Annotated in this window: 12 protein-coding genes; 5 read left to right on the top strand and 7 right to left on the bottom strand. The window is 73.2% G+C overall.

The window, feature by feature from the left end:
• Positions 1–159: 159 nt before the first annotated feature.
• The gene (locus OG823_RS25015) at positions 160–705 is read left to right on the top strand and encodes an FHA domain-containing protein (RefSeq protein WP_371482020.1); all 546 of its coding nucleotides are present in this window, start codon (positions 160–162) and stop codon (positions 703–705) included.
• Positions 706–790: 85 nt separating this feature from the next.
• Here the strand turns inward: OG823_RS25015 and OG823_RS25010 are convergent, their stop codons facing one another.
• Complete coding sequence (locus OG823_RS25010; protein WP_371482019.1) at positions 791–1,096, bottom strand: hypothetical protein; 306 nt, start codon at positions 1,094–1,096, stop codon at positions 791–793.
• 70 nt (positions 1,097–1,166) lie between these two features.
• On the opposite strand from OG823_RS25010, the gene OG823_RS25005 reads away from it, so the two are divergent.
• On the top strand, positions 1,167–1,739 hold the full coding sequence (locus OG823_RS25005) for a hypothetical protein (RefSeq protein ID WP_371482018.1): 573 nt from the start codon (positions 1,167–1,169) through the stop codon (positions 1,737–1,739).
• Positions 1,740–1,814: 75 nt separating this feature from the next.
• Here OG823_RS25005 and OG823_RS25000 read toward each other — a convergent pair whose 3' ends face one another.
• Positions 1,815–2,459, bottom strand: a complete 645-nt coding sequence (locus OG823_RS25000) for a TetR/AcrR family transcriptional regulator C-terminal domain-containing protein (protein ID WP_371482016.1) — start codon at positions 2,457–2,459, stop codon at positions 1,815–1,817.
• 114 nt (positions 2,460–2,573) lie between these two features.
• Here OG823_RS25000 and OG823_RS24995 point away from each other — a divergent pair, with 114 nt between their 5' ends.
• On the top strand, positions 2,574–4,100 hold the full coding sequence (locus OG823_RS24995; protein WP_371484643.1) for an FAD-dependent monooxygenase: 1,527 nt from the start codon (positions 2,574–2,576) through the stop codon (positions 4,098–4,100).
• A gap of 70 nt (positions 4,101–4,170) precedes the next feature.
• Here OG823_RS24995 and OG823_RS24990 read toward each other — a convergent pair whose 3' ends face one another.
• Positions 4,171–4,905 carry a hemerythrin domain-containing protein gene (locus tag OG823_RS24990; protein WP_371482014.1) on the bottom strand — a complete coding sequence of 245 codons (735 nt, stop codon included), beginning with the start codon at positions 4,903–4,905 and terminating at the stop codon, positions 4,171–4,173.
• 177 nt (positions 4,906–5,082) lie between these two features.
• Complete coding sequence (locus tag OG823_RS24985; protein ID WP_371482013.1) at positions 5,083–6,117, bottom strand: alpha/beta hydrolase; 1,035 nt, start codon at positions 6,115–6,117, stop codon at positions 5,083–5,085.
• A 480-nt stretch (positions 6,118–6,597) separates the two neighbouring features.
• Between OG823_RS24985 and OG823_RS24980 the strand changes: the two genes are divergently transcribed.
• Both OG823_RS24980 and OG823_RS24975 read left to right on the top strand, forming a co-directional pair.
• Positions 6,598–7,344, top strand: a complete 747-nt coding sequence (locus OG823_RS24980) for an SDR family oxidoreductase (protein ID WP_371482011.1) — start codon at positions 6,598–6,600, stop codon at positions 7,342–7,344.
• 160 nt (positions 7,345–7,504) lie between these two features.
• On the top strand, positions 7,505–8,344 hold the full coding sequence (locus tag OG823_RS24975) for an isocitrate lyase/phosphoenolpyruvate mutase family protein (protein WP_371482009.1): 840 nt from the start codon (positions 7,505–7,507) through the stop codon (positions 8,342–8,344).
• A 156-nt stretch (positions 8,345–8,500) separates the two neighbouring features.
• Here OG823_RS24975 and OG823_RS24970 read toward each other — a convergent pair whose 3' ends face one another.
• The 3 genes from OG823_RS24970 to OG823_RS24960 all read right to left on the bottom strand — a co-directional run bounded on the left by OG823_RS24970 (position 8,501) and on the right by OG823_RS24960 (position 13,081).
• The gene (locus tag OG823_RS24970) at positions 8,501–10,636 is read right to left on the bottom strand and encodes a carbohydrate-binding module family 20 domain-containing protein (RefSeq protein ID WP_371482008.1); all 2,136 of its coding nucleotides are present in this window, start codon (positions 10,634–10,636) and stop codon (positions 8,501–8,503) included.
• A gap of 790 nt (positions 10,637–11,426) precedes the next feature.
• Complete coding sequence (locus OG823_RS24965; RefSeq protein ID WP_371482007.1) at positions 11,427–11,765, bottom strand: P-II family nitrogen regulator; 339 nt, start codon at positions 11,763–11,765, stop codon at positions 11,427–11,429.
• Positions 11,762–13,081 (bottom strand): ammonium transporter, encoded by a 1,320-nt coding sequence (locus OG823_RS24960; protein ID WP_371482005.1) that lies wholly within the window; start codon positions 13,079–13,081, stop codon positions 11,762–11,764. The genes OG823_RS24965 and OG823_RS24960 overlap by 4 nt, the downstream gene beginning before the upstream one ends.
• Positions 13,082–13,370: the final 289 nt, after the last annotated feature.

Below are 13,370 nucleotides of genomic sequence, written 5' to 3'. Positions count from 1 at the left end.
GCGCCCGCGCGGGTCGGGCACCACCCGTCCGGGCCGGCGCTTCCGGGCAGGACGGTGACGCGGTGGTCCGGACGAACGGGAGCGGCGGCCCCCTCGCGGTGGGGGTGACCGGCGGCCGGCTTCTGGACAGGCCCGTCCGGCGGACCCGACAATCTGCCCATGACCTCTGCTGAGTACCGGACCGGGTTGGCCCGCCCGTCGGAGGCCGAGCGGGATTCGGCGCTCGGGGCGCTGCGCGAGGGCGCCGGGAGCGGGCGGCTGTCGCACCACACCTTCATGACCCGGATGGAGATCGTGCTCCAGGCACGCAGCCGGGCCGAGTTGGACGCGGTGCTGGCCGACCTGCCGGCCGGCCCGACGTTCCCCGGCCTGGTGCTGCGCACGGTCGGCCGGATCTCGGCCTTCGGGGTCGGACTGCGGGGCGCCTGGCGGGCCGAGCGACTGCCGGGGCTGAACCTGCCGCAGGCCGGACCGGCCCTGCTGACGATCGGCCGGCTTCCCGGATCCGGTCTGCGGCTCAGCGACGCCTCGGTGTCACGCGCGCACGCCGAGCTGCGGCGGGAGGGCGCCGGCTGGGTGCTGTACGACCTGGGCTCGACCAACGGGACGCACGTCAACGGGCGACGGGTGGCCGGCGCCGTCCGGGTCGTGCCGGGCGACCAGGTGCGGTTCGGCGACCTGGAGTTCCGGCTGGCCGCCGGCTGACACGACCTCCGCCGACCGCGCGGGCATCCGCCACGGCGAAGACACCCCGCACCGCGAGGACACCCTGCTCCGCGACGGCGCCACGTCAGTGCGGGAACTGCCGGGGCGGCCGCTGTCGCGGCAGGCTCTCGCGGAAGTCCTCGATGACCGAGCTGATCTGACGGGTCTGCCGGGTGTGCTCGATGCGATCCAGATACAGGTGCTCCGAGGCCAGCGCCTCGACCGTGACGCCGAAGTACAGCGTCATCAGCGGATTGACGAACAGACTGTCGGTCTCGAGCGCGAGGGGAAGTCCCGCGTAGACGTCGAATCCGCCGCCCGCACCGGCGATCAGGATGCGCTCGGCGGCCCTGAGTCGGGACAGCAGCGGAGGCTCGAACAGGGAGGTCATCCGCCGGACGCTAACAGTGCGGACGGCACCCGGCCAGCGGGTTGTCGGCGGCGGGTGCGAGGATTCGCGCATGACCCAGGAATCGCCGCTCGCCCCCGACGTACTGCACGATGCCCGAGAGCGCGCCCGGGAGCTGATCCGCGGCGGTTTCCAGGAGCCCGACGAGATAGCCGAGGCGCTGGTCGACTACCTGGACGAACAGGGCCTGACGGAGGGCCAGGCGGAGCGGATCGTCGCACCGCTGTGGGAGGAGCGGCTCACCGAGCAGGTCGGCTGGCCGGAGATCACGGACGTCGACCGGCTGGTCGAGGCGTTCGACCAGTTGGAGTCCGACGGCGTCGTCACGGCGATGGACTTCACCTGCTGCAACAGCTGTGGCTACGCCGAGATCGGCGGGGAGGCGGACGACGAATCGCGGGGGTTCGTCTTCTTCCACGAGCAGGACACCGAGAGGGCGGCGGCCGGCGGGGGCCTGACCCTGCGCTTCGGCGGGTTCCGGCACTCCGAGGAGGAGACGGCCGAGATCGGCCGCGAGATCGTCGCCGCCCTGGCGGAGGCGGGCCTGAACGCGAAGTGGAGCGGCTCGCCGGACGAGGTGATCACGGTGGCCCCGCTGACCTGGCTGCACCGGTTGCCGGAGTAGCCGCGAACGGGTGACGAGGGGCGGTGGCGAACGGGCGGGTGCCCGCGGCCACCGCCCCTCGTGCTGTGGCGGGGGTCAGCCGACCGGCCCGAGGAGCGCCGCGACGCCGGCCACCAGGATGGCCAGGCCCTGTTCGAAGCGCCGCTCCTGGTCGGTGAAGAGCCCGCTGCCCGCCGCCGCCGCGAGCGGCCGGTCGGGGCCGATCCGCTCGGCGCGGGCCGCCAGGTCGTACGCCGGTGCGGGCGGCCCGCCCGGCAGCGGCCGGACGGCCTGCTCCTCGATCACGAAGCCGATGGTGTAGGCGTACGCGGTGAAGAAGGCCTGGACGGCGTCGTCGGGCTCGAAGCCGTCGGCGGCGAAGGCGCCGAGCAGGACGTTCTGCGCCTCGCTGTGGCCCGTGTCGGTGAGGGTGGTCCCGCTGAAGACCTTGGCGCCGTCGCGGTAGCCGAGCAGGCTGCGGCGCAGGGTGCGGCAGGCGGTGGTGAGCGCGTCCCGCCACCCAGCCGGTACGGCGCCGGCGCCGGCGCTCATCCGGCGGAGCATCTCGGTGGCCATCTCGTCGAGCAACGCCTGCTTGTTGGCGAAGTGCCAGTACAGCGCGGGTGCCTTGACGTCGAGTTCGGTAGCGATCCGGCGCAGCGTGAGGCCCTCCAGGCCGGTCTCGTTGAGGAGCCGCAGGGCCGTGTCGACCACCTGCGCCCGATCCAGTTTCTGTGCCACGTCGGCCTTTCGTCCGCTCCGCTTCGCCCCCCTTGACAATTTAACACCGTTAAGTCCAAGCTCGTGGACGTCAGCAACTTAACGACGTTAAGGAGAATGGACATGAGCACCCCCATGGCTCCGGCCACCGCCACGACCGCCGCCAGCGCCAGCGCCACCGACCGCCTCCCCGCCGAGACCGAGGTCCTGATCGTCGGCGCCGGGCCGACCGGCCTCACCCTCGCCTGCGACCTCGCCCGGCGGGGCGTGGACGCCCTGGTGGTGGAGCAGGCCGAGGCGCTGTTCCCCGGCTCGCGCGGCAAGGGCCTGCAGCCCCGTACGCAGGAGGTCTTCGAGGATCTCGGCGTGCTCGGCGCGATCCGCGCGGCCGGTGCGCCCTACCCGCTGATGCTGTCCTGGGAGGGTGGCGAGCGGCTCGGCACCTGGGATCTGATCGAGCGCGGCACGCCGGGCCCCTTCGCCCCGTACGCCGACGCGTGGATGATCCCGCAGTGGCGTACCCAGGAGATCCTGCACGCGCGGCTGCTGGAGCTCGGCGGCGCGGTCGCCTTCGGCACCGCGCTGACCGGCTTCGAGCAGGACCCCGGGCACGTCCGGGCCACGCTCACGGACGCCTCCGGCCGGGCCCGCGAAGTCACCGCCCGGTACCTGGTCGCGGCCGACGGCGGGCGCAGCACGGTACGCCGGGCGGCGGGCATCACGATGCACGGCGAGCAGGTCGACCCGAGGCCCGCCCTGGTCGCCGACCTCCGGATCGACGGACTGGACCGCGACAACTGGCACATCTGGCCGAAGGCCCCCGCCGGCGCGATGCTGCTCTGCCCGCTGCCCGGCACCGAGGACTTCCAGCTGTTCGCCCGGTACGAGAACGAGAACGAGGTGCCCGACACCACGGCGGAGGGTGTGCGCCGGGCCGTCGCGGAGCGCAGCCACCTGCCGACGAGCGCGGTGCGGGAGGTGCGCTGGGCCTCGGACTTCCGCCCGCGGGCGGCGCTGGCCGAGCGGTTCCGGCAAGGCCGGGTCCTGCTCGCGGGGGACGCCGCGCACATCCACTCCCCCGCCGGCGGGCAGGGCCTCAACACCAGCGTGCAGGACGCCTACAACCTGGGCTGGAAGCTCGGCCGGATCCTGCGGGACGGCGCCGACGAAGCGCTGCTGGACAGCTACGAGGCGGAGCGGTATCCGATCGCCGCCGCCGTCATCGAGATCAGCACCGGGCTGCACCGCACCGAGCGCTCGGGCACCGACGACCGGCAGGCGCGCCGGGGCCGGGACACCGACCAGATGAACGTCGGCTACCGGGGCGGCCCGCTGACGGTCGAGGCCCGTGACGGCCTGGCCGAGGACGCCCTGCGGGCCGGGGACCGGGCTCCCGACGCCCCGTACGCGGGGAGCGACGGCGCGTCGCACCGGCTGTTCGACCTCTACCGGGGGCCGCACCTCTCGGTGCTCGCGGTGGACTGCGAGCTGCCGGTCCTCCCGGCCGGAGTGGCCGCGCTGAGCCTCACCGGCGGGCTCGCGCGGCAGGCGTACGGGCCCGGCCTGTTCGTGATCCGCCCGGACGGGTACGTCGGGCTGGCCACGCACGATCCGGCGGATCTGCCCGGGTACCTGGCGCGGCTGGGCGCACCCCGCCCCTGACCCCGCCCGGAATGTCCCGGCCGCCGGTGGCGCCGGCCCGTCGGCCGGTGGGGCCGGTGGCGCCGGCCCGTCAGTCGGTGGGGCCCCAGAGCGGGTCGGTGCAGCGCTCGTACGTGGCGCGCCAGTGCGGCCAGTGCCGGGCCACGGCGTCGTCGCAGTCCGCCAGCAGCGCCTGGACGTGGCGCTCCTCGACGCCGTCCAGCAGCCAGGCCAGCGCGTCGGCCACGCCCGGCCCGTCGGCGGAGCGCAGCACGTCCAGCAGCTCCGGCAGGGTGCCGATCCGTGAGGTGCGAGGGAAGACCGACGCCATCCGGGGCAGCAGCTGGCGCTCCTCGATCCGAAGGTGGGTCTCCAGCCGGGCCGCGAGATCCTCGACCGCGTAGGCGACCGGCCGGGCGCTGCCCGCGTCCCGGGTGGCGATCCGGACCAGGGTGGTGACCCGGGTGAAGGAGTGGTCGAGGTTGTGGTGGTCGTCCTCCAGCCAGTTGAGCAGCAGCCGCAGCTCGGGCGCGAAGCGGCGCAGGATCGGCCAGAGCCTGCCGTCCTGCTGCTCGTGGTGGCAGGTGAGCATGGCGGTGAGGAAGTCCCAGTGGCGCTGGAGTGCCTCGCCCTGGACGTCGTCGCCGGGCTGGAGCAGGCGCAGCGCGTCGGGCAGCCTGGCCAGGTCGCGGCGGAGCGCGGCGTGCACCAGGGTGATCCCGGCGAAGCGCAGCGAGGTGTCCGGGTCGTCGGCGTCCTGCTCTCGCCGGGGTTCCGGCACGGCCGGGATGTGCGGGGACTTGACGGGCATCAGATGGCTGGGCATGACGCTCTCTTCGCAACGGCCGGATCTGGGATCACCAGGGTGGTGACAGTCGATCAGGAGCGAATCAATGTCCGATTGACGTGCAGGTCAGCGGGGTGTGGCCCTCCCGCGAGGAGGTGGACGGGCGCGGGCGGACCGGCGGGGCCGTCGTCGGAGGCCGGGCCCCGCGCCGTCCGCTCAGTCCGCCTCGGGGCCCGCGAGGTTCTTGGTGAGCCACTCCAGGGCGTCGGGGATCATCTTCTTGAAGTCCGCGGTGAGGTGCTTGCCGCCGGGCTGCTCGTAGTACTCGACCTTCAGCGGAGCGGCGGCCCTGGCCACCCAGTCCGTGACGATCTTCTTCTCGTAGCCGTTGGCGCCGCCCGCCGTCGCGAGCATCCGGACGTCGGCCTTGCCCTGGGCGACCATCACCCCCGGGCTGTTGGCGAGCCGCTCGGCCTCGTGGCCCTTCCAGAGCGGCGAGTCGGGGTTGAAGTAGCCGTCGATCGGGACGGCCGCCTTGAACCGGTCGGGGAACTGCAGGGCCAGCTTGGCACTGCAGAACGCACCGGTCGAGGCGCCCATCAGACCCCAGCCGTCCCGGCCCCTGACGGTGCGGAAGTTGGCGCGGACGAAATCCGGGATGTCCTCGGCCATCCAGGTGCCGATCCTGGGCTGGCCGGGGATGTCACTGCACTCCATGGCCTTGGCCTCGTTGGAGTCCAGGTTCTGCACCGGCATGATCATGATGAAGGGGTGGGCCCGGCCGGCCTTGGACAGCTGGGCGTCGACCTCCTGGATCGGCAGCTGGTTGTCCGTCCAGGTGTTGTAACCGGCGCTCTGCCCGCCCGCGTAGAGGGTGAGCACGGGAAAACCCGTCTTCGCGTACGCGGGGTCGTTGTACTCCGGTGGCAGCCAGACCCAGACCTTGCCCGACACGCCGGACTTGGCACCGGTCAGGGTGGTGATCAGGATCTGGCCCGCGGCGGTGTCCCGGGCCTTGCCGAAGCTCGCGGCCGGGCCGGTCGGCATCAGCACCTTGCCGGGCCTGGTCGGCGTACCGGTGGCTTTCGGCGCGGCGCTGCCGTTCGCAGCGCCCGTCGCGCCCTTCCCCGACTTCGCCGAGTCGCCGTTCGGGCCGCCGTCCGTACTCCCGCAGGCCGCCAGCGCCGCGGCCAGGGCGAGGGAGAGGGTGCCGGTCAGGACGGCACGGAAACGCGGAGACTGCGGCTGCACGGTGAGAACTCCGACCGGTGTCACGCCGGCCCGGCGTGGGCAGGCGGTGGCCCCCGGGTGGGGCCACGGCGGGACCAGGGCGGTGGGTGGCACACGCCCGGTTCTGCGCGCCCCCCGGAGGAAACCGCGCGCCGTCCCGCGATCCTATGACGTGATCCCGGGCGGCCCGGTTGCGCGCGAACCCGTGCCGGGCCAACGTTTTGCCGCAATCGGGTGAAGTGGCGGGGGGCGCCCCTGCCGTTCGGCGGGGGTGGTGCCGCCGCACCCCCGCCGAACGGCGGGGAGGGCGGCCCGGGGCCCTCGGGGCGCCGTCGGAGGGCGCGTGCCACGCCCCCCGCCGGGAGGTCTCGCCATACCGGTCCGGGCTCGGCAGGCGGCGATTCGGTGCCTCCCACCAGTGACGCCCGGCGGCCGGTCACCGATGATCGAGAGGCCCGGCCGACCGGGCCGCCGACCGGCGCCACCGACGAGGAGCCCGCCATGCCCCAGCAGATCGCCGTCATCACGGGAGCCGGCGCCGGTATCGGGCGGGCGGTCGCCCTGGAGCTCGCCGCCGCCGGCCGGCAGCTCGTCCTGGCCGGTCGGCGCGCCGAGCCGCTGCAAGAGACGGCGCGGCTCGGCGGGCAGCCGCACGCCCTCGTCGTGCCCACCGACGTGACCGACCCGGCCGCCGTGGACGCGCTCTTCGCCCGCACGGCCGAGCGCTTCGGCCGGGTCGACCTGCTCTTCAACAACGCCGGGACCTTCGGCGTCGCCGCCCCGATCGAGGAGCTCGGCCACGAGGCGTGGCGGGCGGTGGTCGACCTCAACCTGACCGGCGCGTTCCTCTGCGCGCAGGCGGCGTTCCGGCTGATGAAGACCCAGCAGCCGCAGGGCGGGCGCATCATCAACAACGGCTCGATCTCGGCGCACGTCCCGCGCCCCCATTCGGTCGCCTACACCGCGAGCAAGCACGCCGTCACCGGTCTGACGAGGTCGCTCTCGCTGGAGGGGCGCCCGTACCGGATCGCCTGCGGGCAGATCGACATCGGCAACGCGGCCACCGACATGACGGCCGCGATGAGCACCGGTGTGCGCCAGGCCGACGGCGGGATCGCCGCCGAGCCCACCATGGACGCGGCCGACGTGGCCAGGACGGTCCGGCACATGGCGGATCTTCCGCTGGAGGCCAACGTCCAGTTCGCGACCGTGATGGCCACGGCCATGCCGTACATCGGACGCGGCTGAGGGCCGACGCGCGGACGACGCGGACGACGCGGACGGTGAGCGACGGCCGTGCACCGGGACGGCCGGGACGGCGTACGGCCGGGTGGATCTCCTGGTATCCAGGACGCAGCACACCGGACACGGGCGCGGCGCCGGCCGGCGCCCCAGAGGGGATCCTCCGATGCACCCGAGCGCAGCCGACCAGCACCGCCGTGGCACCGAGTTCCGCGAACTCCACACCGGACCGGGGGCGTTCGTCATCCCCAACCCGTGGGACGCGGGGACCGCCAGACTGCTCACCGGGCTCGGCTTCCAGGCCCTGGCGACCACCAGCGGCGGACTGGCCCTGGCCCTGGGGCGGCCGGACGGCGCGAACCTGATCAGCCGCGAGGAGACCCTCGCCAACGCGCGCGACGTCGTCGGGGCCACCCACCTGCCGGTCACCGCCGACCTGGAGAGCGGCTTCGGCCCGACCCCGGAGGACGTCGCCGCCACCGTCCGGCTCGCCGCCGAGGCCGGGTTGGTCGGCGGCTCGATCGAGGACGCCGGGGACGATCCCGGCGATCCGGTGCTGCCCTTCGGTCTCGCGGTGGAGCGGGTGCGCGCGGCCGTCGAGGCGGCGCGGGCGCTGGACTTCCCGTTCACCGTGACCGCGCGGGCGGAGAACTTCTTCCTCGGCCGGCCCGACCTCAAGGACACCGTCCGGCGGCTGCAGGCCTTCGAGGAGGCCGGGGCCGACGTGCTGTACGCGCCGGCGCTGCCCGACGCCGAGGCCGTCCGCGTGGTCTGCGCCTCGGTGGGGCGGCCGGTCAACGTCCTGGCGGGGGCGGCCGGTCTCACGCTCTCCGTCGGGGAGTTGAGGGATCTGGGGGTACGCCGGATCAGCCTGGGATCGGCGCTGCCGAGGGTCGCGATGACCGCCGTACTACGGGCCGCGCAGGAGATCCGGGACGAGGGGACCTTCGGCTTCGGCCCCGGGACGCTCTCCTACCGGGACGCCAACCGGCTGATGGAGGGGTGAGCCGGGGCCCGCTCGGGGCCCCACGCCGACGGTCGCCCCGCCTCACCGGAGAGCGGGAGGCGGGGCGGCCGGTCACCCGGGGCCGACGTTCGGCGGGCGTTCACCCGGGCCGACGTTCACCGGGCCGGGCGTTCACCCGGGCCGTGCGGCGGTGGGTCAGGCGCGCCAGGTGTCGCTGAGCGTGACCCGACCGGAGGCCGGGACGGTCGCGGTGCGGTTCGCACCGGACTCCCAGGTCACCGTGCCGGCGGCGTCCTTGCGGACGTACTTGTACTCGAAGGAGGTGCCGGCCGCCAGCGAGACGTCCAGCTTCCAGACCGGGTACGCGGCGGAGGAGAGCAGCAGCGCGCTGTTCGGGTCCCAGGTGCCGAGGGCGGCGATGCTGCCGACCACGTAGAGGTTCTGGCCGACCGTGGTGGTGGCGTTCACCGCGAAGGAGGCGCCGCTGGTGGCCGAGGTGGCCGTCGCGGAGGGGCTGGCGGTCGCGGTGGCCGTGGCGGTGGCCGTGGCGGTGCCGCACGGGTCGCCGCTGCCGACCACGCCGTCCTTGACCGTCACGTTGCCGGTGCCCAGCGCGTAGTTGGCGCTGTTGTTGTTGTCCCAGGTGCCGGAGCCGTTGTTGAAGGTCGCGGCCAGGCCGGTGGCACTGCCCAGGGCGACGGTCTTCTTCACCCAGCCGGTGCAGGCCGCGTCCATGGCGACGCCGGGTGAGGTGGTCCAGGTGCCGCCGTTGGGAGCGTAGTGGATGTCGTACGCGGACCAGTTCTTGTCGGTGCTGTAGAACACGGTCGCGCTGTTGGTGCCGCTGGTCGCCGTGGCGCTGGCGGACGGCGTGGCGCTCGGGCTGGCGGTGGTGCCACTTGCGCCGACGTACAGCGCGACGGCCTCGCCGGCCGCGACGGTGGCGGTGAACTGGCCGTTGGAGCCGACGGTGTAGGTGGCGCCGGTGCAGCCGCCGCCGGCGGTCGGGTCACCGTGCTGGACGTCGCAGTAGGTGCCCGCCGGCAGCGAGGTCTGGAAGGTCTGGGTCACCGAGCCGGACTCGTCGTTGATCGCGACGTAGCCCTTGCTGCCGCGGCCGAAGCCGATCGCGTTGTTGCCGTTGGACCACCAGTTGGTGATGCCGGTGCCGGAGACCGCGTTGCGGAAGCCGACCATGTTGGCGACCTGGCGCCAGGCGTGCGTGCAGTTCCAGCCGTCGCTGTAGCAGGCGTTGACGGTGCCGCCGTTCGGCGGGCCGTCGTCGTTGGAGGAGAAGGCGTAGCCGGAGTAGACGTTCGGCGAGCCGTACGAGTTGGCCAGCAGGAAGACGTTGGCCAGCGTGTAGGCGCTGCCGTACTTGTAGTTGAGGGTCGAGCCGTTGCGCTCGGTGTCCCAGTTGTCGACGAAGGTGCGCGCCTGCGAGCTGCCCAGCAGGCCGTTGCCCCAGGTGCTCAGGTCGGAGATCTTGCCGCCGTTGAAGGCGCTCTTGAGCCAGGTCGCGGAGCGGAACTCGTCCACGTCTCCGGTACCGGTGTACTCGGACGGCTGGACGGCCTCGCCCGATCCGTAGATCACCTCCTGCACCCAGAAGGCGTTCGGGTTGCTCATCTTGGCCTTGATGGCGGCCAGGTCGGAGGCGGCGATGTGCTTGGCCGCGTCGATCCGGAACCCGTCGACGCCCATCGAGGACATGTCGCTGAGGTAGTTGGCGATGGTCTGCTGGACGTAGCTGCTGCCGGTGTTCAGGTCGGCGAGGCCGACCAGCTCGCAGTTCTGCACGTTGGAGCGGTCGGCGTAGTTGCTGATCGACGTCCGGCAGGAGTGGAAGTCCTGGTCCTGGAAGTACCCGGGGTAGTTGTACTTGGTGTAGTTGGTGCCGCCGGTGCCGGTGCCCGAGCCGGCCGACATGTGGTTGATCACCGAGTCGGCGATCACCTTGACGCCCGCCGCGTGGCAGGTGCTGACCATGTTCTGGAAGGAGGTCCGGTCGCCCAGGCGCCCGGCGATCTTGTAGCTGACCGGCTGGTAGGCCGTCCACCACTGGGCGCCCTGGATGGTCTCCTGGGCGGGCGAGACCTCGACGAAGCCGTAGCCCTTGGGGCCGAGCGTGTCGGTGCAGGCCTTGGCGACCGAGTCGAACTTCCACTCGAAGAGAGTGGCCGTGACGTCCTTGCTGCCCGGCGGGGTGGCCTGGGCGGTGGGGGCGAGCGTGAGCCCGGTGCCGATCGAGAGTGCGAGCGCCGCCGATGCGGTGAGCGCGCCGGCGACGCGTGCGCGCCGACGGGTGGGGGCGGGGGTTGGGGTGACCACGGTGTCTCCTGGGGGCTGAGGTGGCAGCCTGGCGCCGTCCATGGGTGCGGGGAGCACGGACGGTGGGGGCAGGACCGCTTGCGAAAGCTTGCTGAAACTTTCAGGAAACTTGCAGCGCCGAACTTATGACCGCCCCGACGTCGCGTCAAGACTCCGGAAGGCAACGATCCGCAGGGTCACCTGAGAGTTCCGTGAGACCTCTTCGGCCGTCGGCGCATCCGGCCAGGTGACGGGCGGGACGGCACTGCGACGACGCACACGGAGGACCGGCCGGCCGTGCGCGGCGGCCGGGGCGAAGGCCGGCGAGGCGCCCGGCTTCGAGGAGTTCGGGACCGCCGGGCCACACGGCTGCGCCGGGTGGCTCACATCACGGTGTTCCAGCCGCCACGAACGAGGTGCGGCGCCCGGCGCCGGGCCGGGGGGTTCAGGCGGATCGCCCCGGCCGGGACACCACCGCACGGGACACCACCGCACGGGGGTCGACCTGGCGTGACCGGCGCCGGCCCGCGCGGATTGCTGCTGCTGATCAGCCGACTGCGGACGACCGGAGTGCTCACGGCCGTGTCCGCCCTCGCCACCGCGCTGCTGCTCCCGTCACGGCTCCGGCGGCGCCCGGGTGGCCGTCCCGGCGCACCACGGCGGTCGGCCCGGCCCGACGGCCCGTCCCCCACCGAGCCCGGCGGGGTGGCGATTCACCGCGCCGGGCCGACCGGTGGCTGATTCTCGTCGGCGCCGTCCTGACCGGTGCACCGTCCCGGCCCGGGCCGCGACGAGCCCGGGCCGGGACGGATCAGACCGCGTCGGGGCCGCGCTCGCCGGTGCGGACCCGGACGATGCCCTCGACCGGCACCGACCAGACCTTGCCGTCGCCGATCTTGCCGGTCCGGGCGGCCGCCACGATGGCGTCCATCACCGGCTCGGCGTCCTCGTCCTCCACCACGACCTCGATCCGGGCCTTGGGGACGAGGTCGATCCGGTACTCCGCGCCCCGGTACACCTCGGTGTGGCCGTGCTGGCGTCCGTACCCGCTGGCCTCGGTGACGGTGAGTCCGTGGACGCCGATGGCCTGGAGCGCGTTCTTGACCTCGTCCAGCTTGAACGGCTTGACGATCGCGGTGATCAGCTTCATACCTTGGAGGCCCTGTCGGACGAGTGCGTGAGCACGCTGGCGTGGGCCGTCGTTCCATGACCCAGGACGCCGTGATCGTACGCGGTCTCGGCGTGCACGGCGAGGTCGAGGCCGGTCAGTTCGTGCTCCTCCGGAGCGCGGAATCCCATCACCCGGTCGATCACCCGTCCGATCCCGTACGTCATCGCGAACGCGTACCCGGCGACCGCCAGCACCGCGACCAGCTGCTTGCCGCTCTGCGCCAGGCCACCGCCGTGCAGCAGGCCGGCCGGGCCGCCGGTCATGGTGGCGGTGGCGAACAGGCCGATCAGCACGGTACCGATGACACCCGCGACGAAGTGCACGCCGACCACGTCCAGCGAGTCGTCGAAGCCGAGGCGGAACTTCCAGCTGACGGCGTAGGAGCAGACCACACCGGCCGCCAGGCCGATCACCAGCGCGCCGGGCAGGTCCACGCTGCCGCAGGCCGGCGTGATGGCGACCAGGCCGGCCACCGCGCCGGAGGCGGCGCCCAGCGTGGTGGCGTGGCCGTCCCGGCGCTTCTCCACCAGCAGCCAGCCGAGCAGGCCGGTGCAGCCGGCCGCCTGGGTGTTCAGCATCGAGGCCGCGGCCAGGCCGTTGGCACCGAGCGCGGAGCCGCCGTTGAAGCCGAACCAGCCGAACCACAGCAGGCCGGCGCCGAGCAGTACCAGCGGCAGGTTGTGCGGGCGCATGGCCTCCTTCCTGAAGCCCAGCCGGGGCCCGAGCAGCAGGGCCAGGGCGAGGCCGCTGGCGCCGCAGTTCACCTCGACCACGGTGCCGCCGGCGAAGTCCAGCGCACCGAGCCGGTGCTGGATCCAGCCGTCGGGGGCGAAGACCCAGTGCGCGACCGGCACGTACACCAGCAGCGTCCAGGCGGCGACGAAGGCCACCCAGGAGCCGAATTTGGCGCGGTCCGCGATGGCGCCGCTGATCAGCGCGGCGGTGATGATCGCGAAGGTCAGCTGGAAGGTCGCGAAGAGCAGGGTCGGCACGTGGCCGGTGAGCGAGGACGGGGTGATGCCGGCCATCCCGAGGTGGCCGAGCCCCCCGATCAGGCCGAACCCGCCCGCGTCCCGGCCGAACGCCAGCGAGTAGCCGGCCACCAGCCAGACCACCGTGACCACGGCGATCGAGACGAAGCTCATCATGATCATGTTGAGTACGCTCTTGGTCCGCACCATGCCGCCGTAGAACAGCGCGAGGCCGGGGGTCATCAGCAGGACCAGAGCGGTGCTGGCCAGCAGCCAGGCGGTGTCACCGGTGTCGAGACCGGTGCTGGTTTCAGCCAGGAGCATGTGGATCGGTGCCTTCCCAAGCGGCGGCCCGCGCGGCTGTCAGGGTGCGCAGGTCGGATGGGAGAGTGTCACCCGGCCAAATTTCTGGTTGCAGACACGGGTGTTTCCGCCGTGTTTCGTGTTGCGGCGGGGTTTCCGGTCCCTCACCGCACGACCCGGCCGAAAGGGGCCGGGGCGCCGGCCGGGACCGGGGCGGGCGGGGCGGTGCGGTGGGGCGGCCGGGCAGCGGGGGGACGGCGGACGGGGCCCGGCAGCGTGTGCTGCCGGGCCCCGCCGTCACTCAGATGGC

The sequence above is a fragment of the Kitasatospora sp. NBC_00315 genome, from assembly GCF_041435095.1.
Taxonomy (GTDB): Bacteria; Actinomycetota; Actinomycetes; order Streptomycetales; family Streptomycetaceae; genus Kitasatospora.
This window is presented reverse-complemented; position numbering and strand designations above follow the sequence as displayed.

Bases quoted from the DNA above. Each gene is read 5' to 3' on its own strand.
- OG823_RS25015 (WP_371482020.1), top strand. From the start codon at position 160: ATGACCTCTGCTGAGTACCGGACCGGGTTGGCCCGCCCGTCGGAGGCC.
- OG823_RS25010 (WP_371482019.1), bottom strand. From the start codon at position 1,096: ATGACCTCCCTGTTCGAGCCTCCGCTGCTGTCCCGACTCAGGGCCGCC.
- OG823_RS25005 (WP_371482018.1), top strand. From the start codon at position 1,167: ATGACCCAGGAATCGCCGCTCGCCCCCGACGTACTGCACGATGCCCGA.
- OG823_RS24995 (WP_371484643.1), top strand. From the start codon at position 2,574: ATGGCTCCGGCCACCGCCACGACCGCCGCCAGCGCCAGCGCCACCGAC.
- OG823_RS24990 (WP_371482014.1), bottom strand. From the start codon at position 4,905: ATGCCCAGCCATCTGATGCCCGTCAAGTCCCCGCACATCCCGGCCGTG.
- OG823_RS24980 (WP_371482011.1), top strand. From the start codon at position 6,598: ATGCCCCAGCAGATCGCCGTCATCACGGGAGCCGGCGCCGGTATCGGG.
- OG823_RS24975 (WP_371482009.1), top strand. From the start codon at position 7,505: ATGCACCCGAGCGCAGCCGACCAGCACCGCCGTGGCACCGAGTTCCGC.
- OG823_RS24965 (WP_371482007.1), bottom strand. From the start codon at position 11,765: ATGAAGCTGATCACCGCGATCGTCAAGCCGTTCAAGCTGGACGAGGTC.
- OG823_RS24960 (WP_371482005.1), bottom strand. From the start codon at position 13,081: ATGCTCCTGGCTGAAACCAGCACCGGTCTCGACACCGGTGACACCGCC.